Origin of the sequence: Pseudonocardia yunnanensis (assembly GCF_039534065.1) — a bacterium.
In the GTDB taxonomy this organism is placed as follows: Bacteria; Actinomycetota; Actinomycetes; order Mycobacteriales; family Pseudonocardiaceae; genus Pseudonocardia; species Pseudonocardia yunnanensis.
The window spans coordinates 87,667-111,831 of the sequence record NZ_BAAAUS010000002.1 but is presented as its reverse complement, the minus strand read 5'-3'; the positions used below and the strand labels follow the sequence as shown (position 1 = coordinate 111,831).

The 24,165-nt window shown below is 69.6% G+C and carries 18 protein-coding genes; 14 read left to right on the top strand and 4 right to left on the bottom strand.

What is annotated here, in order from left to right; all coding sequences use genetic code 11:
* Positions 1-119: 119 nt before the first annotated feature.
* From ABD743_RS04065 to ABD743_RS04035, 7 genes are all read left to right on the top strand, one after another.
* Positions 120-983, top strand: coding sequence for an alpha/beta fold hydrolase (locus tag ABD743_RS04065; protein WP_344718985.1), 864 nt, complete (start codon positions 120-122; stop codon positions 981-983).
* A 318-nt stretch (positions 984-1,301) separates the two neighbouring features.
* Positions 1,302-2,405, top strand: coding sequence for a TerC family protein (locus tag ABD743_RS04060; protein ID WP_344718983.1), 1,104 nt, complete (start codon positions 1,302-1,304; stop codon positions 2,403-2,405).
* 522 nt (positions 2,406-2,927) lie between these two features.
* Complete coding sequence (locus ABD743_RS04055; protein ID WP_344718981.1) at positions 2,928-4,445, top strand: PEP-utilizing enzyme; 1,518 nt, start codon at positions 2,928-2,930, stop codon at positions 4,443-4,445.
* Between the two features lie 472 nt (positions 4,446-4,917).
* Positions 4,918-6,543, top strand: coding sequence for an ABC transporter substrate-binding protein (locus ABD743_RS04050; RefSeq protein ID WP_344718979.1), 1,626 nt, complete (start codon positions 4,918-4,920; stop codon positions 6,541-6,543).
* A 288-nt stretch (positions 6,544-6,831) separates the two neighbouring features.
* Positions 6,832-7,740, top strand: a complete 909-nt coding sequence (locus ABD743_RS04045; protein WP_344718977.1) for a MetQ/NlpA family ABC transporter substrate-binding protein — start codon at positions 6,832-6,834, stop codon at positions 7,738-7,740.
* Between the two features lie 11 nt (positions 7,741-7,751).
* Entirely contained in the window at positions 7,752-8,783 is a 1,032-nt protein-coding gene (locus ABD743_RS04040; RefSeq protein ID WP_344718975.1) for a methionine ABC transporter ATP-binding protein, read from the top strand.
* Between the two features lie 56 nt (positions 8,784-8,839).
* On the top strand, positions 8,840-9,439 hold the full coding sequence (locus ABD743_RS04035; RefSeq protein WP_344719222.1) for a methionine ABC transporter permease: 600 nt from the start codon (positions 8,840-8,842) through the stop codon (positions 9,437-9,439).
* A gap of 29 nt (positions 9,440-9,468) precedes the next feature.
* Here the strand turns inward: ABD743_RS04035 and ABD743_RS04030 are convergent, their stop codons facing one another.
* Positions 9,469-10,701 carry a PucR family transcriptional regulator gene (locus ABD743_RS04030; RefSeq protein ID WP_344718973.1) on the bottom strand — a complete coding sequence of 411 codons (1,233 nt, stop codon included), beginning with the start codon at positions 10,699-10,701 and terminating at the stop codon, positions 9,469-9,471.
* Between the two features lie 113 nt (positions 10,702-10,814).
* Here ABD743_RS04030 and ABD743_RS04025 point away from each other — a divergent pair, with 113 nt between their 5' ends.
* Positions 10,815-14,366 (top strand): indolepyruvate ferredoxin oxidoreductase family protein, encoded by a 3,552-nt coding sequence (locus tag ABD743_RS04025; RefSeq protein ID WP_344718971.1) that lies wholly within the window; start codon positions 10,815-10,817, stop codon positions 14,364-14,366.
* A 759-nt stretch (positions 14,367-15,125) separates the two neighbouring features.
* The gene (locus tag ABD743_RS04020; RefSeq protein WP_344718969.1) at positions 15,126-15,323 is read left to right on the top strand and encodes a hypothetical protein; all 198 of its coding nucleotides are present in this window, start codon (positions 15,126-15,128) and stop codon (positions 15,321-15,323) included.
* Positions 15,324-15,385: 62 nt separating this feature from the next.
* On the opposite strand, the gene ABD743_RS04015 is transcribed toward ABD743_RS04020, so the two are convergent.
* Entirely contained in the window at positions 15,386-17,191 is a 1,806-nt protein-coding gene (locus ABD743_RS04015; protein ID WP_344718967.1) for an ABC transporter ATP-binding protein, read from the bottom strand.
* A 79-nt stretch (positions 17,192-17,270) separates the two neighbouring features.
* Between ABD743_RS04015 and ABD743_RS04010 the strand changes: the two genes are divergently transcribed.
* Together ABD743_RS04010 and nicT are read left to right on the top strand one after the other, a co-directional pair.
* On the top strand, positions 17,271-17,696 hold the full coding sequence (locus ABD743_RS04010; protein WP_344718965.1) for a MarR family winged helix-turn-helix transcriptional regulator: 426 nt from the start codon (positions 17,271-17,273) through the stop codon (positions 17,694-17,696).
* Positions 17,697-17,828: 132 nt separating this feature from the next.
* Positions 17,829-18,941 (top strand): Nickel transporter NicT, encoded by a 1,113-nt coding sequence (gene nicT / locus ABD743_RS04005; RefSeq protein ID WP_465270059.1) that lies wholly within the window; start codon positions 17,829-17,831, stop codon positions 18,939-18,941.
* Positions 18,942-18,971: 30 nt separating this feature from the next.
* Here nicT and ABD743_RS04000 read toward each other — a convergent pair whose 3' ends face one another.
* Positions 18,972-20,378 (bottom strand): hypothetical protein, encoded by a 1,407-nt coding sequence (locus tag ABD743_RS04000; protein ID WP_344718960.1) that lies wholly within the window; start codon positions 20,376-20,378, stop codon positions 18,972-18,974.
* A 222-nt stretch (positions 20,379-20,600) separates the two neighbouring features.
* Here ABD743_RS04000 and ABD743_RS03995 point away from each other — a divergent pair, with 222 nt between their 5' ends.
* The 3 genes from ABD743_RS03995 (at position 20,601) to ABD743_RS03985 (ending at position 23,531) form a co-directional block, all read left to right on the top strand.
* On the top strand, positions 20,601-21,086 hold the full coding sequence (locus ABD743_RS03995; protein WP_344718957.1) for a hypothetical protein: 486 nt from the start codon (positions 20,601-20,603) through the stop codon (positions 21,084-21,086).
* 135 nt (positions 21,087-21,221) lie between these two features.
* Positions 21,222-22,649: an MFS transporter gene (locus ABD743_RS03990; RefSeq protein WP_344718955.1), complete on the top strand. Its 1,428-nt coding sequence runs from the start codon at positions 21,222-21,224 to the stop codon at positions 22,647-22,649.
* A gap of 570 nt (positions 22,650-23,219) precedes the next feature.
* The gene (locus ABD743_RS03985) at positions 23,220-23,531 is read left to right on the top strand and encodes a PadR family transcriptional regulator (protein WP_344718953.1); all 312 of its coding nucleotides are present in this window, start codon (positions 23,220-23,222) and stop codon (positions 23,529-23,531) included.
* A 12-nt stretch (positions 23,532-23,543) separates the two neighbouring features.
* On the opposite strand, the gene ABD743_RS03980 is transcribed toward ABD743_RS03985, so the two are convergent.
* Positions 23,544-24,101 (bottom strand): hypothetical protein, encoded by a 558-nt coding sequence (locus ABD743_RS03980; protein WP_344718951.1) that lies wholly within the window; start codon positions 24,099-24,101, stop codon positions 23,544-23,546.
* Between the last annotated feature and the right edge of the window lie 64 nt (positions 24,102-24,165).

The window sequence follows — 24,165 nt, the reverse complement described above, 5'->3', positions numbered from 1 at the left end:
CCGTTCCCCGAAGGAGCACCCCTGACCGTGGCGCACCATCCGAAAGCCGGTCCGTACCGACGCGACGACCGGATCGATCCCTACGTCGCAGCCGTGCCGGCGGCGTGACGGCCCGCGCGATGTCCACACCCACGACCACTCCGAGACAGCTCACCGCCCCCAACCTCTACATCGAGGCCGGCAACGGGATCACCTATGCCTACCGCCGCTTCGGCAGCACCGGACCGGAAACGACACCGCTGCTGTTCCTGCAGCACTTCCGCGGCAACCTCGACAACTGGGATCCACTGCTCATCGACGCCATCGCGGCCGAACGTGAAGTGATCCTGCTCGACAACACCGGGGTGGGCGGATCCTCGGGACGAACACCGAACAGCGTCACAGCGATGGCGCACGACGCACTCGCCTTCGTCGACACTCTCGGCCTGCGCACACTCGACATCCTCGGCTTCTGCCTAGGCGGGTTCGTCGCCCAGAAGCTCACGCTCATCAGGCCGCAACTCGTGCGCAGGCTCGTGCTGGCCGGCACCGGCCCGCAGGGGGGCGAGCAGATGCACGGCTTCACCTCGGACGTCCTGGACGCGGCCACACCCGACGAGCCCACGGGCGAGGACTTCGTCTACCTCTTCTTCGAGCGGACTCCGACGAGCGTCGGCAAGGGCTGGGACGCGGTCGACCGCATCTGCAGCCGGACGCAGGACCGCGACGCGCCGACCAGCCTCCAGACCCGGGACGCCCAGCTCGACGCCATCACCACCTGGGGGATCCCGGACCCGACCCGCCTGCACCGGCTCGCCGGGATCGAGCAGCCCACGCTGGTGGCGAACGGCGACTGCGACATCCTCATACCGACGAGGAACAGCAGGCTGCTGGCATCGAACCTGCAGAACGCCCAGCTATCGATCTACCCGAACGCGGGCCACGGGTTCCTCTTCCAGTACCCCACCGAGTTCGCCGCGGAGGTCAACACCTTCCTGGGCTGAGCTCTACGCCCGAGCGAGCCGCAGGCGGGGGAACGTCTGCCGCTGCGACTTCGTGCCCACAGCCATACCCTCGATCCGGGCAACTTGCCCAAATGTGACGTGTCCAACGTCACTCCGGCTGTGCCGACTGGTTCGGATCATGATGGAATGTCTGAAGCACCGTAGGGGAGTATCCCGCTCGCGGTGGCGTCGTCAGCACGGAGCCCACCGCCATCGGGACCCGGCGCCATCGATCGGCCCGCACCACCTTGCCCAGGGCCGATGGGAGAGACCTCGGGCCGTTCTGCGTTGCCCGAGCGACCCCCGGAGGTCCCCTCAGTGAACGTGCCTACCTGGCTGTGGTTCGCCACCATCGGCGGCTTGGTCGCGATCATCCTCGCCGACCTGTTCCTGGTCGACCACAAACCCCACACGGTCACGATCAAGGAGGCCACCCGCTGGGTGCTCTTCTACGTGACGCTCGCCGTGCTCTTCGGCATCGGCATCTGGTTCTTCGCCGGCGGCGCCTTCGCCGGTGAGTTCTTCGCCGGCTACATCACCGAGTACTCACTCTCGGTCGACAACCTGTTCGTGTTCGTGGTCATCATGGCGGCGTTCAGCGTGCCGTCGGAGCACCAACACCGGGTGCTGCTGGTGGGGATCGTGATCGCGCTGATCATGCGCGGCATCTTCATCGCCATCGGTGCTGCCGCCATCGCAGCCTTCAGCTGGGTCTTCTACCTCTTCGCGGTCATCCTCGTGGTCACGGCGGTCAACCTCGCGCGCCAGGGCACCGAACACGACGAGGGCGAACCTGCCCCTGTGCGGCTGCTGCGCAAGTACCTGCCGGTCACCGAGGAGTTCCACGGCACCAAGCTGTTCGCGAGGATCGACGGCAAGCGCCTGCTCACGCCGATGCTCATGGTGATGCTGGCGATCGGCTTCACCGACCTCCTGTTCGCCCTCGACTCGATCCCCGCGATCTTCGGCCTCACGCAGGAGCCCTACCTCGTCTTCACGGCCAACGCGTTCGCGCTGATGGGCCTGCGGCAGCTGTTCTTCCTGCTCGGCGGACTGCTCAGCCGACTGGTCTACCTGTCCTACGGACTCTCGGTGATCCTCGCCTTCATCGGCGTGAAGCTGGTGCTCGAGGCCCTGCACGAGAACAACCTGCCGTTCATCAACGGTGGCGAGCCCGTGCCGGTCCCCACCGTCGGCATCGAGCTCTCGCTCAGCGTGATCATCGGCGTCCTCGCCATCACCACCGTGGCGAGCCTGGTGAAGGCCAAGCGCGACCCATCGGTCGTCCACGCGCCGCCGACAGCGGCCGGGAACGACCACTCGGACCACAGCCACTCCGACCACGGCCAGTCCGACGACGAACGTTCCGACCACGACCAGGCGCACACGCCCAAGAGCGGACGTAGCGTCGCCGGCGACTAAGGCCCGCCCCGACGGGAGCCTGCCCCATCCCCCGATGCTCGTCCCCGCAACGAGCATCGGGGGATGTTCTCGTTCCAGGGCTCCGGCGCCCCGGGCTGGCGCGTGCGGGGCTGGGCACCTCGAGCCCCCGCGGGGCGGAACGCGGAAGATCAATCCCCGTGCCGTTTTTCAGGCTCCCGGCGATGCCTGAGGTGATCGCCGGGTAATGTGAACAGTGATCAACGCACCGGGGTCTCCCCTATGTCGCGGGTCATACGCGTGAACAGTCTCTGCAGGAATTCCGTTTCCTCGGATAGCGGCGCGGCGCAGCGCCAATCCGGCACCCAGGCCCTGCAAGAGAGGCTGTCAATCGTGGAGTTGCTGCTTGCGTTACAGGCATGCCCGCTGGACGTCGGCATCAAGGGGGAGCGATTACGCACGATGCTCAACGCCGGTCTCCCGGTTCCCGAAGCCTACGTTCTCAATGACGAACACTACGCTACAACCTATTCCGAGATCGTCGCCGCAGATGTGCGCGAGCTGATGGACACCGTTTTTTCCGGGGTGCCGGTCATGGTGCACAGCTCGTCCGCCGACAAGGACATTCTCCCCGCCGGCACGCACGGGTCGTACGCCGATCTCCACACCGCCGACGAGGTCCTGTCGGCGATCGCCTATCAGGCCCTGCATGGCGCCACCACCCGCGCACCGATGCACGTGGTCGTCCAGCGCATGGTGCCCTGTGCGGTCTCGGGCGTGCTGTCCACGAGGAACCCGATCGCCGAGAGCGCCACCATGCTGGTGGAGTTCGCCGACGGGCCCGACTCGCGAGTCGTCGCGGGGCTGGGCGCGAACGAGCGCTACACGCTCCCCCGGGCCGGCGCCCCGGCGCCCGCCCCGGCGAACTGGGCGGTGACGGATGAGGACCTTCCGGCGGCCCTGAAAGCTCTCGGGCACCTGCTCGAAGGGGAGTTCGGCGGTCCGCAGGAGGTGGAGTGGGGTGTTCACGACGGGCGGCTGTACGTGTTCCAGTCCCGCGACATCGTCACTCCGCCCGTGACCCGGCCCCTCGCCGCGGCACGCCCCGATACGTCCGGTGCCCGGCCCGTCGACGTCGTGGTCTCTCCCGGCTACGGGATCGGTCCGGCGACCGTGGCAGGCGATGGAATGCCCGTCCGCGGCCGGGTCGTCGTGCTGGACACGATGCCGACCGACAGTGAGCTGGCACGGCTCAGTGATGCGGCAGCACTCATCGTTCGTACGGGAAACGCCCTCTCCCACTCGGCCCGGCTGACGCGCGAGCTCGGGATTCCCGCCGTGGTCGCGAATGTCGCGACCCCGGGCCGTGAACTCGACGGCATGCCCCTACTGGTGGACGCGGTGGACGGGAGCGTCACCCCTTTGCTCGCCCTTCCTCTGGTCGAGCGGAAGAAAGCGATCTTCGCCGGGGTGCGGCACGCCGGCATCCGTGGTGCTTCGGGATTTCATTACAAGGGCCTGTACAAGACGGTGCTCGTCGATCCGGTGTTCCAGGACGTCGTACGGTCACATCTGCGTGCCCGGGGCGTCGAGATCCGGGATCGGGTGCAGGAGATCCTTCCCTTCGACGACGCCGACCCCTCGGGGTGCCGCATCGGCACGTTGGTGCAGACCACGGGAGCCGGCTCCCGGGTCCAGTTCACGCGCACCAACCTGCTGCCCGACCGCCCGTTCCGCTTCGACGAGGACGTCCGCGTGGACGTGGACACGGCAGGAATCGGGGTGAACCTGCTGCGCGGCCTGCACCACACCGAGCAGTCGGCCCGGCAACGGCGGATCGAAACCGCGGACGTGGACGACGTGCGGCTCCAGTTCACCTTCTGGCCCGGTGCCGCTCAGGCGAGCCTCGGTCTGACGGGCGAAAAGCCGGAGGCGGTGGAGCAGTTCCTCGCGACCTGCGGAATCCCGGTTACCGAATGCGCGCCGCTGGACGAGAAGGATCTGTTCGAGGCGCTGGGCGTGCGGCCCGAGTCGCTGGGAACGCCCCCCTCGGGCTCCGCCCGGATCCACGTTTCACACTGACGGACCGGAGTCCGGACATTCGACCTTCCTTTCCACTACCCGGACACCGGGTTGTTTCTCGGGGGCCTCGGAACGCAGCATGCACGCATGACATCGGCAGTGCCGGGGCCTCGGTCCCTCCGCTCCGCGGACGAGGTGTCGATGTCTGGGAGCCTGCGGCCGGACCTCGAGGTCTTCTGGCCCTCGCGCCGCGGGCATGCCTACGACGAGCAGTGACGCCGGAACCCACAGCGCAGCGCGCCCCGCGCCGTCCGCCGTCCTGCTGCTGACGACGGACGGCCCCGCGATCAGCGTCGGCGAGGCCTGACCAGGCAGTGACGCCCAAGGACCGCCGCATTCCCGACCCGCCGCCAATGCAGGTCCGCGAACCACGCCCCGGCGCGAGGCGTACCCCGACGTTCGTGGGCCTTTCTGCACCAACCCGTGCGCCGTGAGGCCGGCGCACCCTCAGCCTCCCCCGAAGGACACGTCCATGAGATCGCTCCCTGTCCCCTTCCGATGGCGGCTACCCGCGGCCGTGCTCGGCACCGTCGTGGTCCTCGGCCTGGCCGCGTGCGGTTCCGGGGGCACGTCCGCCCAGCCGGGCGCGGACGCCGGACCCCCGCAGCCAGGCGGCACGCTCACCTTCGCGGTCAGCAGCGACCAGGGGTGCCTCGATCCCCAGCAGGTGACCAGCAACGACTCGATCTACTCTCTGCGCCAGATCGTCGACTCGCTCACCGACCAGAACCCCGACACCGGCGAGATCGTGCCCTGGCTCGCCACCGGCTGGCAGATCAACGCCGACGCCACCTCGTACACGTTCGACCTGCGGCCCGGCGTGACCTTCAGCGACGGCACGCCGCTGGATGCCGCCGCCGTCAAGGCGAACTTCGACAAGGTGCCCCAGCTCGGCGCCCGCGGCAGCCTCCCGAAGGGCTACCTGGCGAACTACCAGGGCACCACCGTCGAGAGCCCGACCAGGTTCACGGTGACCTTCAGCGCGCCGAACGTGCAGTTCCTGCAGGGCAGCTCCACCCACAGCCTCGGCATCCTCTCCCCCGCCACCGTGGCGAAGACGGACGACGAGCGCTGCGCCGCCGTGATCGGGTCTGGCCCCTTCGTCGTGCAGAGCTACACGCTCAACCAGTCGACCGTCCTCACCAAGCGCACGGGCTACGACTGGGGCTCGGCGCTGTCGGCGCACACCGGCGATGCGTACCTCGACGGGCTCGAGTTCCGCGTGGTCCCCGAGTCGGGTGTGCGGACCGGCAGCCTGCAGTCGGGTGAGGTCGACGCCGTCGGCAGCATCGGGCAGCAGGACGAAGCCCCGCTGACCGCCGTGGGCGTCCAACTGCCGGCCCGGGCCAACCCCGGCATCCCGTTCGGGATCAGCTTCAACCTGAGCAAGCCGATCGTCTCCGACCCCGCCGTGCGTCAGGCGATCTCGCTGGCGATCAACCGGCCCGAGCTCGTCGCCGCCGTGTACACGTCCGAGACCAAGCCGGCCACCAGCGTGCTCGCCTCGAGCACACCCTCCTACCAGGACGAGTCCGCGCTGCTGGGCTTCGACCCCGCCAAGGCCGCCGCCGTCCTCGACGCCGACGGGTGGGCTCCCGGCCCGGACGGCATCCGCGCCAAGGCCGGCCAGGCGTTGACGATCCCGCTGACCTGGTTCGCCAACGCCGGCACCAACCGGCCGGCGCTGGAGCTCATCCAGCAGCAGCTCAAGGCGGTCGGCATCGACCTGCAGCTCGGCGAGCGACCGATCACCGACGCGACGCCCGTGCAGCAGAGCGGGAACTTCGTCGCGACCTGGGGGAACCTCACCCGCGCCGACCCGGACATCCTGCGCTCCCAGTTCGCGACGACCGGCAACAACTTCTACCGGCTCTCACCCGGCCCACTCGACGAGCTGCTCGCCGCCCAGGCCGCCGAGGCCGACCCGGCGAAGCGGACCAGCGTGGTCGGCCAGGCCCAGGAGCTGCTCCTGCAGAACTACTACACCGTGCCGGTCGTCGAGCTCACCACCGTGCTGGGCGTCGCCGCCGACGTCCACGGTGTCCGCTTCGACGCCTCCTCGCGTATCCAGCTCTACGACGCCTGGAAGACCCTGTAGCCCGTCCTGATAAATTCACCCTCGTGGGGGAAGCGGGCGGAGGGCGTGATGCCCTGGTCGGCGCGCGGCGTGCCGCCTGCGTCGCGGCCGTTCGTCCGCCCTGTCGCGGCCACGGCTGTCGCCGGGGCTCTCGCTCCCGCTGACCACGGGTCCGGTGCCTCCCGCGCCGGACGGTCGGGGCCGAGAGCCCGCCCACCTTCACGTCTCTCCGGGCGTCACCGTCCGGATCACCGGTACTTCCGCGCGGCCCGCGACTGAGCGGTCCGCGCGCCGAAAGGATTCCCCGACATGCCACGTGCTCGACGAGCACTGCTCCTGCTCCTGTCCGCCTTGGTCCTGCCTGTACTGCTCCTGGGCGCTGCCTGCGCCGCACCCGGCTCGACTCCGGCCGCAGGATCCGGCGGCACCCCGGTCGTCACCATCGGGGTGGCCGACGCCAGCGAGAACTACTGGAACGTCTTCACGGAGAAGGCCGCGGGCGCGGGCATCACGGTGCAGTTGGTGAACTTCACCGACTACAACCAGCCCAACCCCGCGCTGTCGCAGAACCAGCTGCAGCTCAACCAGTTCCAGCACCTGCAGTACCTGGCGAACTACAACGTCAAGAACAACGACACCCTGGTGCCGATCGGCGCCACCGCCGTCTATCCGCTGCCGCTGTACTCCCTCAAGCACACCTCGGTTGACCAGATCCCGCAGGGCGGCCAGATCGCGATCCCCAACGACCCCACCAACGAGGCCCGATCGCTGCTGGTGCTGCAGGCGGCCAAGCTCATCACGCTGCGCGGTGGCGGGAACTCGCTGTCCACGACGAACGACATCGACACCGCGACCTCGAAGGTCACCGTCCTGCCGGTGGACGCCGCGCAGACCGCCGCAAACCTGGCCAGCGTGGACGGCGCGATCGTCAACAACAACTACGCCACCGCCGCGAAGCTGGGCAAGGACAAGCGGATCTTCGCCGACGACCCGAACTCCGACGCGTCCAAGCCCTACATCAACACCTTCGTCGCCCGCGCGGCCGACAAGGACAACCCCACCTACCAGCAGCTCGTGGCGATCTACCACAGCCCCGAGGTGGAGGCAGCGATTCGCGCAGATCTGGGCGAGGACACGATCTTCAAGAACAACGACGCCGCGGACCTGCAGTCCGAGACGGTCCGGATCGAGGACGACATCCGCAAGATCGGCAGCTGATCGTGGCTCCAGTGATCAGCTTCCGGGGCGCCGTGAAGGAGTTCCCGGGGCCGCGGGGATCAGGCGTGCTTGCCGTGGATCATGTCGACCTCGACATCGAGGACGGCGAGATCACCGGTGTCATCGGCTACTCGGGAGCGGGCAAGAGCACGCTGGTCCGGATGATCAACGCCCTCGAGCTACCGACCGCGGGCACCGTCAGCGTGGGCGGACGCGTGACCGGCGAGCTCGCAGAGCGCGGGCTGCGAGAGCTGCGCAGCGAGGTCGGAATGATCTTCCAGCAGTTCAACCTGTTCTCCTCACGCACTGTCGTGGGCAATGTCGGCTATCCGCTGCGGATCGCCGGGTGGCCTCGCGAGCGGCGCCGGCAGCGCGTGGCCGAGCTGCTGGAGTTCGTGGGGATCTCCGACAAGGCCCGCCAGTTCCCCCACCAGCTCTCCGGCGGGCAGAAACAGCGGGTCGGCATCGCGCGGGCGCTGGCCACCTCGCCGCGGATCCTGCTCGCCGACGAGGCCACCAGCGCGCTGGACCCCGAGACGACCCTCGACGTCCTCGCCCTGCTCAAGCGGATCAACCGGGAGCTCGGCACGACCATCGTGGTGATCACCCACGAGATGGAGGTGGTCAGCTCCATCTGCGACAAGGTCGCGGTGATGGAGCAGGGCCAGGTGATCGAACACGGCCCGGTCTACGACGTGTTCGCCGACCCGCGGCAGGAGGCCACGCGGCGGTTCGTGCACAGCGTGCTGCACGACCGCCCGTCCGAGGAGACCCTCGCCCGGCTGCGGGAGCACTTCGAGGGCCGGATGGTCACGGTATGGGTCCGCGACGATCCCGGTGCGCGTGCTGCGTTGTCCAGCGCGCTCGCCGCGAGCGACGTACACAGCACGATCGTCTACGGCGGAATCCGCGAGCTGGCCGAGAAGCCGTTCGGGAGCATCACCTTCGAACTCACAGGCGACAACGACGCAATCGACGCGCTGGTCGCCGACCTCGCCGCGCACACCCGCGTCGAGGAGATCGGGGCGGGGGTGGCCCGGTGACCGACTGGGGCCAGCTCACCCCCATCCTCTGGCTCTCGTTCCAACAGACCGTCTACATGGTCTTCTGGACGATGCTCATCGCCGGGCTGCTCGGGCTCGCGCTCGGTGTGGCCCTCTACGCCACCCGCCGCGGCAGGCTGCTGCAGAACGCGCCTGCATTCCACGTGCTCAACGTGCTGGTCAACATCATCCGGCCGATCCCGTTCATCATCTTCATCACCGCGGTCGGGCCGCTGACCCTGCTCGTCATGGGCACCACGATCGGCACCCGCTCGGTGCTGTTCCCGATGTCGGCGATGGCCACGTTCTTCATCGGCCGGATCGTCGAGCAGAACCTCGTCTCGGTCGACCCGGGAGTGATCGAAGCGGCCCGCTCCATGGGCGCGAGCCGGTTGCGGATCATCTGGAGCGTGCTGGTGCCCGAGGCGCTGGGCCCGCTGATCCTGGGCTACACGTTCATCTTCGTGGCGGTGGTCGACATGTCGGCGATGGCCGGCTACGTCGGCGGGGGCGGGTTGGGCAACTTCGCCATCAGCTACGGCTACCAGCAGTTCAACTGGCCGGTCACCCTGGTCACGGTGGTGATCATCATCGTGATCGTGCAGGTGGCACAGCTGCTCGGCAACTGGCTGGCGCGCCGCGCTCTGCACCGGTGAGCTCGCCGGACGAGCGGCACTCTCGCCCACTAGGTGTGGACCGACGTGCCGTTCGTCCGACGAGCCGGTGCGCAGTTCCCCGCCGCGTGCGAGCCGGCAGGGGCGCGCGCCTCGGACGGGGCGAACAGACCCAGGCACACCAGTGACGACACGAGGCCCGGGAACGTCTGCAGGTCCCACCCGGTGAGTGCCTGCCAGCGGTCCAGGCGGTACTTGGCGCTGTTGGGATGGATCTGCAGGATCCGTGCGCACGCCGTGACCGAGCTGCGGCCATCGGCAAAAGCCCGCACGGTAGCGGCGAGGGCCGGGTTGGTGCGGGCGACGCCTGCGCCCCGCGACAGCAGGGCTTCCAGACGATGGCTGCTCGCCCCGAGCGTCGCGAGCAGCCAGTCGTCGGCGAAGCGCACGTCGGCACCGACCGCCCGGGAACGCAGCAACGCGTCGTCCGCGTCGAGGAGGCTGAGGCGCGCACCGTCGACGCCGCGGCGCGGCAGACCCACTGCGACGCGGGCATCCGCGACCACGGCGTGCACGGCGTCGAGCAGGTCGGCGTCACGGCAGCCCTGGGCCATGACGACCACGGAGCCCGCATCCCATGAGCACTGCACGGTGCCGGCCATCTCCGCCAGCCGGTTGTCGAGCTCCTCGATCCGGGTCTCGGGGACCTCGTCGGCGCGGGCGAGGACGAACTCGTCGTCGGGGTCGAATCCGAGCTGTCGCGCGAGCGCGTCCTGCTCCTCCGCCCCGCGCGACGATCCACGCAGCATCCCGACGAACCGGCGCCGCAGTGCCGCTCGTGTGGTTGCCCGCAGCCGGGTCTCCTCAGCGTGGGACTCGGCCACGGTGGCGCTGAGCCGATGGAACCAGTTCCACAACAGGGCAACCTCGCCGACGAGGGCGCCGGCCTGCTCCGGGCCCTCCGCCTGTGCGAGCCCGAGGAGCTCGTTCCACAGTTCGCGGTAGGCGATGTGGTAGGCCTCCACGACGCTGGGCAGCGGCAGGTTGCGCGCGGCCCGGCGCCGACCCACCTTCCGTGCGTGCTCGATCGCCTCGGCCGGAGGAGGCTGCCTGGCGAGCAGCCCGGCGACGGCGCCCCTGATCTGCGAGTCCACGTCATGGGCGTGTTCGTCCGCAGGCAGGGCCGCGTAGTCGGGCACCTCGGCGCGTATCCGTTCGGTGATCATCGGCGCCAGCTCGTCGAGCCGCTCGGCCAGTGCGCGCAAGTGCGCCTCGGTGGTCGCCGCTCGCCCGTCCATCCCCATGCTTCGTGGATAGCACGGGATTCGAACGCAAGTTTCTGGATCTGCCCCATGTCCCTGGGGCCAGCGCCCCGTCACCATCGTGACAAGCCCGAATAACTCAAGGAGACGCAGCTGTGGCAGCACCCACCACGCGCTCGCTGCTGGACGATCGCTACGAGCTGGACGACGGCCTGATCCACTTGACCGGTATCCACGCTCTGGCGCGCCTACCTCTGGACGTGCGCCGTGCGGACCAGCGGGCGGGTCGCCGTACCGCGGTGTTCATCTCCGGTTACGAGGGATCCCCGCTCGGCGGCTACGACCTGGAGCTGAACCGGCACCGCGAGCTGCTCGACGCGCACGACGTCGTGTTCCGGCCGGCGGTGAACGAGGAGCTGGCGGCCACCGCCGTGCAGGGCACACAGCTCGCCGCGGGGTCGCCCGACCGGCGCGTCGACGGTGTCACGGGCTTCTGGTACGGCAAGTCGCCCGGCCTGGACAGGGCCACCGACGCGCTGCGTCACGCGAACCTGGCCGGCACCCATCACCTGGGCGGGGCGGTCGCGTTCGTCGGCGACGACCCCAGCGCGAAGTCCTCCACCGTCCCCGGCGCCTCGGAGCAGCTGCTCGCCGACCTCGGCATGCCCACGCTGTACCCCGCGGACCCGCAGCAGGTCCTCGACCTCGGCCTGCACGCCGTCGCGATGTCGCGGGCGTCGGGGCTGTGGGTCGGCTTCAAGATCGCCACCAACATCGCCGACGGCGCCGCGACCGTGCAGGTGCACCCGGACCGTGTCGTGCCGCTGCTCCCCGAGGTCGAGGTGGACGGACGCCCGTTCGTCCACGAGGTGACCACGCGGCTGATACAGCCCGCGCTCACACCGCTCGAACGCAGCCGCAACGGCATCCGGCTGGAGATCGCGCGCCGCTACGCCGCCCTCAACGGCCTCAACCGGATCGTGCGGTCGGGCCCGGCCGACCGCATCGGGATCGTCGCACCGGGCAAGACGTTCCTCGACCTGCGCCAGGCGCTGCACATCCTGGGCCTGGACGACGCGGAGCTGGAACTGCGGGGCGTGCGGCTGCTGCAGCTCGGGATGGTCCACCCGCTGGAGCCGACCGTCGTCACCGAGTTCGCGCGGGACCTGCGCGAGATCGTCGTGGTCGAGGAGAAGCGCTCGTTCATCGAGGCCGCGATCAAGGACCTCCTCTACGGACGCGCGGACGCTCCCGCCGTGACCGGCAAGTACGCGAGCGCCGGCGTTCCCCTGCTGCCCAGCGAGGGTGAGCTCGACGCCGACACCGTGGCCTCCGCGCTGGCCGAGCGGTTCGACGAGCACGGCGACTTCCCCACGGTCACCACGTGGCGCGCCGCGCAGCAGCCGGCGCGGAACGTGATCGAGCTCCCGCTGGTCCCGCGCACGCCGTACTTCTGCTCGGGATGCCCGCACAACAGCTCCACGAAGGTGCCGGAGGGCTCGCTGGTCGGCGCGGGCATCGGCTGCCACGCGATGGTGCTGCTGATGCCGCCGGGGCAGGTCGGCGACGTCGCGGGTCTGACGCAGATGGGCGGCGAGGGCGCCCAGTGGATCGGCATGGCCCCCTTCCTCACGCGCACCCACCTGCTGCAGAACATCGGCGACGGCACGTTCCACCACTCGGGCAGCCTGGCCGTCCGCGCCGCGATCGCTGCCGGCGTCAACATCACCTACAAGCTGCTCTACAACTCCGCGGTCGCGATGACCGGCGGCCAGCAGGCCGTGGGGGTGATGAGCGTTCCCGAGATCACGCGCGCCCTCGCGGCCGAGGGTGTGCGGAAGATGATCATCACGACCGAGCGGCCCGAGGACTACCGGCGCACGGGGTTGCCGCCGGGCGTCGACGTCTGGCACCGCGACCGGCTGCTGGAGGCCCAGGAGACCCTCGCCAGGGTCGAGGGCGTCACCGTGCTCGTGCACGACCAGGAATGCGCCACCGAGCTGCGCCGCAAGCGCAAGCGCGGGCTCGCCCCCGACCCGGTGCAGCGCGTGATGATCAACGAGCGGGTCTGCGAGGGGTGCGGCGACTGCGGAGTGGCGTCGAACTGCCTGTCGGTGCAGCCGGTGCGGACGGAGTTCGGCCGCAAGACCCGCATCGACCAGTCGTCCTGCAACAAGGACTACTCGTGCCTCGACGGCGACTGCCCGTCGTTCCTGACGATCGTGCCCCCGCCCGGCGGGCGCACGAGCATCACCGCGCCGGACCTCGACGCCGGTGCGTTGCCCGCGCCGCGTCTGGTCGTTCCGGCCGACCGGCACACCACGCGGATTCTCGGCGTCGGTGGTTCCGGAGTGGTGACGACGTCGCAGATCCTGGGGGTCGCGGCCACCATCGCCGGGCGTCAGGTCAGTTCCCTCGACCAGACCGGGCTGGCGCAGAAGGGGGGCGCGGTCATCGGCGACATCAAGATCAGCGACGATGCCGTGGACGGGGCGAGCAAGGCCGCCAGGGGCGAGGTCGACCTCTACCTGGCCGCCGACCTGCTCGTCGCGGCCGACCCGAAGAACCTGGCCGCTGCGTGCCCGTCGCGCACCGTGGCCGTCGTATCGACCGCACAGGTGCCCACGGGCCCGATGGTCACCGACACGGCGGTGGCCTTCCCCGACATCGCGGACGTCAATGATCGGATCCGGCGGGCCACCCGCGGCGAGGAGGCGGTGTTCCTCGACGCCCGCGGGCTGGCCGAGACGCTCTTCGGTGACGACCAGTTCGCCACCATGCTGCTCGTCGGGGCAGCCCTCCAGGCGGGCGCGCTGCCGCTGCCGGCGGAGGCAGTCGAGGAGGCGATCGGCGTCAACGGGGTGCGCACGCGACAGAACATGCAGGCGTTCCGCCGCGGAAGGCAGTTCGTGGCCGATCCGGCTGCGTTCGGGGCGACGGTCGCCGGGCTGCGCGGGGAGCCGCCGACGACGGCGCCGACCTCCGGCCGCGCGCGCGAGCTGATCTCCTCCGTGGCCGCGCCCGAGGGTTCGGAGCTCGCCCGGCTGCTGGAGATCCGGGTGCCCGACCTCATCGACTACCAGAATGCGGGGTACGCCGCGGCCTACACCTCGTTCATCGCCCGAACGCTCGATGTCGAGACCCGGCGGGTGCCCGGATCCACCGCGCTCACCGAGGCCGTCGCACGCCAGCTGTACAAGCTGATGGCCTACAAGGACGAGTACGAGGTCGCCCGGCTCTCGCTCGACCCCGCGGTCGACGCGGCGGTCGCCGCCCGGTTCGGCGCCGGGGCGAAGAAGTCCTACCGGCTGCACCCACCGGTGCTGCGCGCCATGGGGATGCGCAAGAAGATCAGCCTCGGCCCCTGGTTCACACCGGTGTTCCGGCTGCTGGTGGCGCTGCGCCGGGTGCGGGGCACACGGCTGGACGTCTTCGGGCGGGCCGCGGTGCGCCGCGTCGAGCGGGAGCTGATCGTCGAGTACCGCCGCGTGGTCGAGCGCCTGCTCGACGTGGTCGGACCCGACACCCTCCCGTTGGCCGTGGAGATCGCGAACCTGCCCGACGAGGTGCGCGGCTACGAGGACGTCAAGCTGCGCAACGTGGCCCGCTACCGGGAGCGGCTCGGGTCGCTGCAGGAACAACTGCAGCGCGAGCCGGCAGATCAGGACGGGCAACCGAGCGGCATACGACTGCGCGGCGGCACATGACGACCATCGCCCAAGGCGGCGCGGACTTGACGGACCGGCACGCAAACCGGCGCTCCACCCCCCGGGCCATGCGCAGCAACGAGCGGCACTCCCGTCCAGACCTACTGGACCAGCGCGCCGATCGTTCGGCTCCCGGCGCCGCGCCAGGGAACGTCCGCAGCGAACGAGCGGCACTCCCGTCCAGATCTAGTGGACCGATGTGCCGGTCGTTCGGCTCGTACCCGTGGGGTTCGCAGCGGTTGGTGCCCCGCCCCGGCAGACCGACCGGGATGATCCCGTCCGCGGCGTGCTCGACGAGGTCACGGCCACGCCGGTTGATCGGCAAATTGGGACCGACAACCGGGTCATAGACGGCTGCGCGGCCCCAAACGTTGATCATCGTCGGGGCGGGTGGGGCTGGTTTCCCACCCGCCGGACACGGGTGGGCTCGTGCCCGAGGCAGCGGTAGTCGGCCGGGCGGTGCGGGTCAGCCGAGCGCCGCCATCTGCCGGCCGACTGTCGGCAGGTATACGGCGCGAGGGCGAACGGACTGGATTCCGCTGCCCTTGATCAGGAGACTCTCCCGCAGGACAACTTCCACAAACCCCGAGCAGAGTTCTGCCGGAAATGACCCCGGCGCCCGGCGTCCGGGAATGGCGGCTGGTCCGGCCCGGGGGTGTCAGGGGATCCCGGGGGTCCCACTCGCCGCGCTGCCGGGTCGATGGTGGTTGTGCCCCCAGCGACGACTCCCCCGTTCGAAGAGATGCGAGGAGATGAAACGTGGATTCTCCGGTTGCCCGGCCGGGTTCTCGCGACCCCGGCGCGAAGCCGGTGCTCGATCCGCGCCACCTGGAGACCCTCCTCGACCGTGCCATCCTGACCCCGTCGGCGCGCCGGTCGGGGACGGATGCCGGTGCGATCGTGGACCCGTCGGTCATGCCGGACCTCCCCGCGCCAACACGCACGCACCGTCCTTGATCGGGGTACGTGGCGCCGACCGGCTCCTCCGCGCTACCTAGGACGAGCCGGATTCACGCTGGTCAGGCAGCCGCGAGGCTGGCATAGCGGCCGCGGCGGGCGACGAGGCTGTCGTGGGTGCCCGACTCGATCATCCGGCCATGGTCGATCACCACGATCTGATCGGCCCCGCGCACCGTGGAGAGCCGGTGGGCGATGGTGATCGTCGTGCGGCCGCGGCTGAGCTCGTCGAGGGCGCGCTGCACGGCGCGTTCGGTCTCGGTGTCGAGGGCGCTGGTCGCCTCGTCGAGCACCAGTACCCGCGGGTCGCGCAGCAGGGTGCGCGCGATCGCGATGCGTTGCTTCTCCCCGCCGGAGAAACGATGGCCGCGCGACCCCACAACGGTGTCGTACCCCTCGGGCAGGCCCGCGATCAGGTCGTGGATCTGCGCCGCGCGAGCCGCCGCCTCGATCTCGGCGTCCGTGGCATCCGGGCGGGCATAGCGCAGGTTCTCCCGGACGGTGGTGTGCAGCAGGTATGTCTCCTGGCTGACCACCCCGACGATCCGTGCGAGATCGGCGAGGCGCATGTCCCGCAGGTCGACGCCGTCGATCGTGATACGGCCGGCGTCGGGGTCGTAGAGCCGGGCGACCAGGGCGGCGAACGTGCTCTTGCCCGATCCGGTCTCCCCCACGAGGGCGATGGTGGAGCCGGCCGGGACGTCCAGCGAGATCCCCGCGACGGCGGCGACCTCGCTGCCGGGGTAGGTGAAGGTGACGTCCTCGGCGCGGACGTGACCCTCGACCCGGGCCGGTTCGATGTCGACCGGCGAGTCGGGGTCGTCGACCTCGACCAGCAGGTCGAGGTATTCGAAGATCCGGGCGAACAGCGCCAACGAGGTGATCAACGAGACGCCGACGTTCAGCAGGCCGAGGATCGGCCGGAAGAGCCCGGCTTGCAGCGCGGTGAAGGCGACGAGTGTGCCGATCGTCATCGCTCCGGCAGTGAACGGCAGACCGGCGCTGAGGTAGATGATCGCGGGGATCGCGGCGAAGACGACGGTGGTGGCGGCCATCCGCCAGCGACCGGCCAGCTGGGCGCGCAGTTCGAGATCGACCAGTCGTTCGGACGAGGTGGTGAACCGCTCCACGAGCGCGGGCCCGGTGCCCATCGTCTTCGTGAGCTGCACCGCGCTGATCGACAGCCCCTCCTCGATGATGACGTTCAGGTCGGCGAGCTCGCGTTGCTGGGCCGCGGTGAGAACGCGGCGCATCCTCGCCACCCGCCTGGTCAGCCAGATCGACGGCGGCAGCACCAGCAGCGAGACGAGTGTGAGCTGCCAGCTCAGGGCGAGCATGGCGACCAGGGTCGCCACGACGGTCGTGAGGTTCGAGGCGAGCGAGGTGGCCGTCGAGGTGACGACGGTCTGCATGCCGCCGATGTCGTTGGTGATCCGCGACTGGACCTCGCCGGTGCGGGTGCGGGTGAAGAAGGCCAGCGACTGGCGTTGCAGGTGCGAGAAGACGTCCGTGCGCAGCCGGTGCATGACCTTCTGCCCGACAGCGGTGGAGATCCACGTCTGCACCACGCCGAATGCCGCGGTCACCGCGGCTACGGCGACCATGCCGACGACGAGCCAGACGAGGAGGTTCAGGTTCCGCTGTGGCAGGGCATCGTCGATGACGGCACGCAGCAGGAAGGGCGTTGCCATCGCGACCACGGACGAGACCACGATGATGGCGGTGACGGTGGCGATGGCCCAGCGGTGCGGGATGAAGAGCCGCGCGATCCTTCGCAGGGACACGTCCTGTGCCTGCGCCTTCTCCGCGGCGGTGGCCGTGCGTCGGCCGGTTCGGAGCAGCTTGTCCGTCGAGATGTCGGTCCCCAAGTCGGGTGTTCCCTTCGTCGATGTTGCTGAGGTTACCTCAACATGAGGGAACAACCATACAGGTTGCTAGGGTATTCCGATGCCCGAGGAGCCCGACGAACCCGAGGAGACGCTCGCCGAGGCCTTCCGCGGGGTGGCCCGGCAGTTGCGACACCAGGCCCAGCGCGCACTGGCTCCGTGGGACGTCTCACCGTCACAGGCTCGAGCGCTCGGCGTCCTCACCAGGCACGGGCCGGTGCGGCTCGGCGCCCTCTCCGAGCACCTGCGCATCGCCGCGCGCTCCGCGACCGAGGTGGTCGATGCACTGGAGGAGGACGGCCTGGTCGAGCGCCGCCCCGACCCCTGCGACCGCCGCGCCACCCTCGTCACGCTCACCGACCGAGGTGCGCAGGTGGCCGCCGGTGTCCGCGCTGCGCGTGCCGCCGAGGCCGAGGAGTTCTTCGCGCGGCTCGACGACGCCGACCGCGCGTCCCTCACCCGAATCCTGCGCAACCTCAGGAACTGACGACAGGCACTCCGTTCGGAGTTTTCTTCCCTTTGTACGTATTGCGTCGGTAGCGTTGTACGTTCATCTGTACAGATCATCAGATGTGGCGGTAGTTTCGATCGAGCAGTCGAAGCGACCGGAGGTATCCACGTGGCCGATCTGTCGAGCCGGACAACGGGAATCGGACAGCTCCTCTCACGCACAACCGACGCGCAGCGACGCAGCCTTTCCGCGATGGGAATCGTCATCGTGGCCCTGCACGTCGTCGGCTGGGGCATGTTCGCCCTCCTGGTGGCGCCCCAGCATCTCCCGCTTCTCGGCATCGGCGCGGCCGTCACGGCCTACACCCTCGGAATGCGCCACGCTTTCGACGCCGACCACATATCAGCGATCGACAACACGACCCGAAAGCTGATGAACGAGGGCAGGCGCCCCGTATCGGTCGGATTCTGGTTCGCCCTCGGCCACTCCACCATCGTCTGCGTCATCGGCGTGGGACTCACCTTCGCGGCGAAGACGGTGTTCAAGGCCGTCACCGACGAGCACGGTGGCCTGCACTCCTTCGGCGGGCTGATCGGGACGATCCTGGGCGGCGGCTTCCTCTACCTGATCGCCATCCTCAACATCGTGATCCTCGTCGGGATCCTCAAGCTCTTCTTCGCGATGCGCCGGGGCACCTACAGCGAGGAGGAACTGGAGGCCCAGCTCGAGAACCGGGGACTCATGTACCGGTTCTTCGGCCGCTGGATGCGCACGATCGACAAGGAATGGAAGATGTACCCCGTCGGGATCGTCTTCGGGCTCGGATTCGACACCGCCACGGAGGTTGCGCTGCTCTCCGCCACCGCGGGCGCAGCGACCGTCGGGCTGCCCTGGTACGCCGTTCTGTGCCTGCCGATCCTGTTCACCGCCGGGATGACCCTCCTCGACTCGGTCGACGGCGCCTTCATGCAGGTCGCCTACGGTTGGGCCTTCGCCCGGCCGGTCCGCAAGGTCTTCTACAACATCGTGATCACGGCCCTGTCGGTGGCGCTCGCATTCTTCATCGGCAGCATCGAACTACTGGGACTGCTGGGCCAGGAGTTCGACCTGACCGGCGGCATCTGGGACTTCACCAGCGACTTCGATCTCAACACCGCCGGATTCGTCATCGTCGGCGGCTTCGTCGTCGTCTGGGCGATCGCCGTGGCCATCTGGCGGTACGGGAAGATCGAGGAACGCTGGGAGAGCGCTGCGGCGCACCCCAGCGACGAGACCGCCTAGAGTGCCGTTTCCGGAGGGCCGGGAGCACCGTCAGGAGCGGCCGTTGCGCTGCTGTTCGGCGGCGTACTTCTCGTTCTCCTTGGTGATGACCTCCGCAAACGACCGGTCAGTGCCCGAGCCGCCGTACATGGCGAAGTAGCCGAGCGACTTGCCACGCTCGGTCACGGCGAGGGAGTTCGCTGCCGTCTCGTAGGTCAGGGTGTCCTCGCCGTCCCGCATGATCACTGCGGCGAAGTGGTTGTTCCAGCCGTAGTCGGCTTTGCGATCGAAGGCGATGTAGTAGTTCTCGCCGACTTCGGGGCGCTCCCGGACCTGGCCCAGCGTGTTGCCCTGCGCGGCGAGCAGCTGGGCTGCGGCGGCCTGGCAGTCGTTCGGAAGGGTCAGCAGCAGCTGGTCGGGCTTCCCTTCCTGCGCCTGTATTTCGGCCAGCTGCTGCCCGTACCAGCGGGTCAGGAAACTCATGAACTCATAGATGGCCTTCAGCTCGAAGCCGTTCGCCATCTTCTGGAAGAGCGGATGACCGAGGGCTCGGGCAGCGCCCATGACCTCCTGTCCGTATTTCATGGCACGGTTGCGCCACTCCTGGACATCACCCCGCTTCCTGGTGGTGTAGGCCTTCGTCACGTCGGCCAGGAAGCGGGAGATTTCGACGGCTTTCGGCGGGAGCTGGAGCGAGCTCTGGTAGGCGTCGAGCTTGCTCGCGCGCTCCTGTGGAGTCTCGCCCGCGACGGGCTCGTGGGCGCGGTTGAAGCCATTCGGCACGACGGATACCTGGGTGTAGACGGGCAGCACCCGGCGCAGTTCCCGGTCGTTCACGGTGACGGGTCCACCCTGCTCCAGAGTGATGGCAGCTCCTACACTCCCGAGACGGGCGACCGCGTCGGCGAACAACCCCGGAGCCGCGTACGCCTCATACCGCCCGCGGACGGCGATATTGCGGAGAGCGGAAACCTTGTCGAAGCCAGCGGCACCGGCCTCGGCGCTGCTGCCGTGGCCGGTCTGCTGCGCCGCGCCGGATCTCTCCGCCGGCTCTGCCGGGGCCGGAGCGGGCGCGCGCTGAACGGGAGCGAGGCCGCGCCGCGCCACCCCGGACGCGAGGGACCCCGGCAACGGACCACCACCGCGGGCCTGCTGCACCGGAGCCCGCATGGCGCGCCTTGCGTTGGCCTCCGGCTTGCGCTCGAACCGGCCGGCCGGTTCGGAGACCTTCAGCCGAGCCCCTGAGCGGAGCACGTCGTGGCCGGCGGCGCGCTGGACCTGGGGCCGGCGGAGCATCTGGATGACGGCGGTGTTGCCGACGGTGCGCTGCAGTGCGAGGAGTGGCTGCGTCGACGTCGGGCCGCCCGGTTTCGCCGATGCAGCCGTGCGTGTGGCGTCCGGTACACGACCTTTCTCGGTCACAGTCACGGCCTGTCCGGCGTTTCCTCTGGCGATCATGAGACAGTCCTCCCCGCAGGGTTGAAGCCCTCATCCTTACGCAGCAGTTGGCTGTTGAGGCCAGGTACGCGAGGGCATGATGGGCCGGCCGAACAGGCAGAACACGGCGACCGGGCGGATTCCCGTCCCGCGCGGTAGGCACCAGCCCGCTCCCGAGCCGCAGACGCCAGGAGCTGCCGTGCGCCGGCTAGAAGGCGTGCCGTGTTCGTGGAGGGGGAGTGCGTGTCGGTGCCGTCTGCGGTGAGCAGCCCGGAAACGTTGCGGGGCCTGCAGGAGCGAGCAGCCCGGGCTCTACCGGCAGAGCAGGTCGAGGATGTCGACGGGTGGTGGCTGCGCCATGCATGTCCGGAAGGGCTCGATGCCGTGCTGGCAGAGCGGGGCTACCGCCGTCAGAGCCCGGTGTCGTTGCAGGTGGCGTCGACCGCGCGGGTCCTGGAACAGGTGCCGACGGGTTCGCTGCGGGTTCGGTTGGACGACAGCCCGACGCGCGCATGGTTCGAGGTCTGGCGCGCCGCGTCCGGCCACGGCGACTACCAGGCCGAATGGGACATGCTCGCCCGCGTGGAACCGCCAGGGGCCTACGTCTGCGCGATGAGCGGAGATGACGTCGTCGCCGTGGGCCGCGCGGTCGCAGACACAGGCTGGGCAGGAGTGTTCGGCATGGCCACGCTTCAGATGTGCGGTTTTCACTACCGCACCGCAACCTGAGCCGAGCCTCCGTTTCGACCGGAGTGTGGCTGCACACACCCGCCTTCAGCTACGTTGCATAAAGCAACTCAGTTGCTATCGTTCTAATCATGCCTGGCTTTCGATATGCATGTCACCGGCGAGCCGGATCGCCTCGTGGGTAGGCGCGCACAGCTCATCAGCGTCGTCGTGGTGGCGATCTCCGCGGTCTTCATGGCGAACCTGGACCTGTGGATCGTCAACGTGGCGCTCGTCGGTATGCAGCGCTCGCTCGGCGGGTCGCTCGCGGACCTGTCCTGGGTGCTGAACGCCTACGCGGTCACTCTCGCGGCACTGCTGATCCCCGCCGGACGGCTCGGCGACCGCTTCGGGCATCGGCGGGTGTTCCTCGGCGGCATCGCGGTCTTCACGATCGCGTCGCTCATCTGCGCCGTGGCGCCGAGCGTCCCGGTGCTGGTGGTGGCGCGTGTCGTGCAGGCGGCCGGAGCCGCCGCGCTGCTGCCGACCTCCCTCGCACTGCTGCTCGGTGCGGTCGACGCCGGACGCCGAATGTCGGCAACCCGAGGCTGGTCAGCAGCCGGAGGGCTCGCCGCAGTGGCCGGCCCGCTCCTGGGTGGGCTGCTGGTCGACCTGAACTGGCGGTGGGTGTTCGTGGTGAACCTTCCCGTCGGGGTGTTGGCATGGGTGCTCGGGCGCCGAGCGCTGGCGCACGACCGCGGCCGCGCCGACGAGCCCGTGCCCGACCTGCTCGGAAGCGTGCTGCTCGTGGTCGGCGTGGGAGCGCTGACCGGCGCGCTGGTGCAGGCCCCCACGTGGGGCTGGACGGATCCGCGCACCGTCGGGGTGCTGGTCGTCGCGGTTGCCGGGACCGTCATGTTCGTGCTGCGGTGCCGTCGCCATCCGGCGCCGCTGCTGGAGTTGCCTCTGCTGCGGATACGCCGCTTCGCGACGGCCAACGTGGCGATGGTCTTGTTCAGCGTCTCGTTCGGGATCATGCTGCTGTCCAACTCGCTGTGGTGCCAGGACGTCTGGCACTACAGCCCGCTACAGACCGGTCTCGCGATGGCCCCCGGCCCCGCGATGGTGCCGATCGCTACAGCCCTGACCACGCGGCTCGTCCACCGGCTCGGGCCTGCCCCGGTAGCGGCACTGGGCAGTCTCTTCCTCGCAGCGTCGCAGCTGTGGCGCGTCCTCCTGGCCGGTCCGGAGCCGTCATACCTGCACGACCTGCTGCCGAGCATGCTCGCCAGCGGCGTCGGCGTCGGGCTGGCACTCGGCACGCTCATCGCGGCCGGTGTCACCGCACTTCCCGAGGGACGCTCGGGCACCGGCTCCGCGTTCCTCAACTCCGGCCGTCAGGTGGGGTCGGCGCTCGGCATCGCCGTCCTCGTGACGCTGCTGGGCCCGGTGGCCGACAACGTGCACGGCTACCTCGTCGGGTGGGCCGTCGGCGCAGTCTTCGCCGTAGGCGCGGCGATCGCGGGCCTCGGCGTCGGCCGGAACACAGCACGCGCGACGGCCGACCGCCCGGCCCTGCCCCTCATCGAGCAGCCAGCACGTGGTCCCGGTATCCGTGGAGCGTGATGCGCGTGACCTACTCCGGAAACGTGCTGAACCACCTGGCGAGCTCGGCGGTGGCGTGCACATTGGAAGCGAGGTGCGCGGATCCCTGGTAAGCCGACCGCGGGACCGCAACGACCTCGGGTCGCGCTCCGCCCGACCGGAACGCAGCAGCACAGCGGTCGGTGTTTGGCCGTCGCGGCCTCGTCGTCGCCGGGCATCGCATACAGGCGCAGCGACACGTCCGGGGCCCAGCCGGTGCAGAGACCGTCGGCTGTGCGCAGGGCCGAGGCGAACTCGTCGGACGGGCGCGGTCGTGGCGGTCCCCGGGTGATGCGGACGCCGCGGCGGCGCCCGTCCCGAGGGCACCGGCCACGAACACGGCAGCGGCGAGGCCCGCGGCGAGGGTGACGCGGCGGCGCCGCGCAGGTTTCGGAACACGGGGAGCAAATGGGAAAAGGCATGGAAGCGACGCTGAGCAGGCGAGCGACCATGATCATGCCCGCTGACCCCCGTGCACCGAGTGGGGTAAGCCCGCCTTCTTCCCATGTTCACATTCGTCCCGCGCAGGGAAGTTCGGACGGGGAGGTCGAGATGCATGAGTCATACGTACGGGCCCACCTGGACCTGCTGTTGCTCGCCGTGATCCGCGACGAGCCGGGCAATGCCACGGCGGTGATGCGCGAACTGCGCGAACGATCCGGCGGGAGGTTCACCCCCTCTTCCCAGCTGGTGTACGCGGCCCTGCACCACCTCGAGCGCAACCGGCTCGTCCAGCTGGCCGACCCGGCCCGACGCCGCTACGAGCTCACCGACTCCGGGCGCCGCTCACTGGCCACCAAGCGCAAGGCGTGGGAGTCGTTCGTGAAGGGAGTGCAGGGCGTGGTTCGCAGGCCTGTGGCCTGACGAATGGTGACATCACGCTGTACGCACAACGCTCCGACACGCGCGTGCCACAGCTCGTGCGCCTGACCTCGGCGTGAACCCCGCGCGCCGACGGGCCGGCGGGCGCCACATCAGCTCGAACGATCCTGCCGTCGCCACGCCGTAGGCCAGGTGCGGGAAGAAGTCCGAGAGCCACGAACTCGTCGACCAGGTACGCGGATCGGTGACGCCGAGCAGCACCATCGGTCCGGTGGTGCCGACGTTGGCGACGAGCCCCGCACCGGCCATCAGCGCAGCCAGCGGCACGCGACCCAGGTGCGGGCGCACGAGCCCGTACGCGACGCCGGTGGCGAGGCCTGCCGCGATGCCGAGCAAAGCTCCGAGAGCCGTGCGACGGTTGGCCGCCGCGTCGCTGTCGGGGCCCTCCGCGGACAGGCTCAGGTGCAGGGCGTCCTCCGCGCGGCGCGCGGTCTCCTCCGGCGTGGTGCTCGCCGGTCGGGCGCGCTGCAGCATGTCGAGGTAGCTGACCGCGTCCAGTGCGGTGGTTCCGGCAGCGCCCGCAGCCAGCCCGGCCAGCAAGGTGCGTCTCATAATCGGAGACTTCCCGTTCCCGTCCCGGCTACTCCTGCACTCCCCGGGTACGCCGGTAAGCTGA

Excerpts from the sequence above, each read along its gene's own strand:
- ABD743_RS04065 (WP_344718985.1), top strand. The coding sequence starts at position 120 with ATGTCCACACCCACGACCACTCCGAGACAGCTCACCGCCCCCAACCTC.
- ABD743_RS04055 (WP_344718981.1), top strand. The coding sequence starts at position 2,928 with ATGGACACCGTTTTTTCCGGGGTGCCGGTCATGGTGCACAGCTCGTCC.
- ABD743_RS04050 (WP_344718979.1), top strand. The coding sequence starts at position 4,918 with ATGAGATCGCTCCCTGTCCCCTTCCGATGGCGGCTACCCGCGGCCGTG.
- ABD743_RS04045 (WP_344718977.1), top strand. The coding sequence starts at position 6,832 with ATGCCACGTGCTCGACGAGCACTGCTCCTGCTCCTGTCCGCCTTGGTC.
- ABD743_RS04035 (WP_344719222.1), top strand. The coding sequence starts at position 8,840 with ATGGTCTTCTGGACGATGCTCATCGCCGGGCTGCTCGGGCTCGCGCTC.
- ABD743_RS04030 (WP_344718973.1), bottom strand. The coding sequence starts at position 10,701 with ATGGGGATGGACGGGCGAGCGGCGACCACCGAGGCGCACTTGCGCGCA.
- ABD743_RS04010 (WP_344718965.1), top strand. The coding sequence starts at position 17,271 with ATGCCCGAGGAGCCCGACGAACCCGAGGAGACGCTCGCCGAGGCCTTC.
- ABD743_RS04000 (WP_344718960.1), bottom strand. The coding sequence starts at position 20,378 with ATGATCGCCAGAGGAAACGCCGGACAGGCCGTGACTGTGACCGAGAAA.
- ABD743_RS03985 (WP_344718953.1), top strand. The coding sequence starts at position 23,220 with ATGCATGAGTCATACGTACGGGCCCACCTGGACCTGCTGTTGCTCGCC.
- ABD743_RS03980 (WP_344718951.1), bottom strand. The coding sequence starts at position 24,101 with ATGAGACGCACCTTGCTGGCCGGGCTGGCTGCGGGCGCTGCCGGAACC.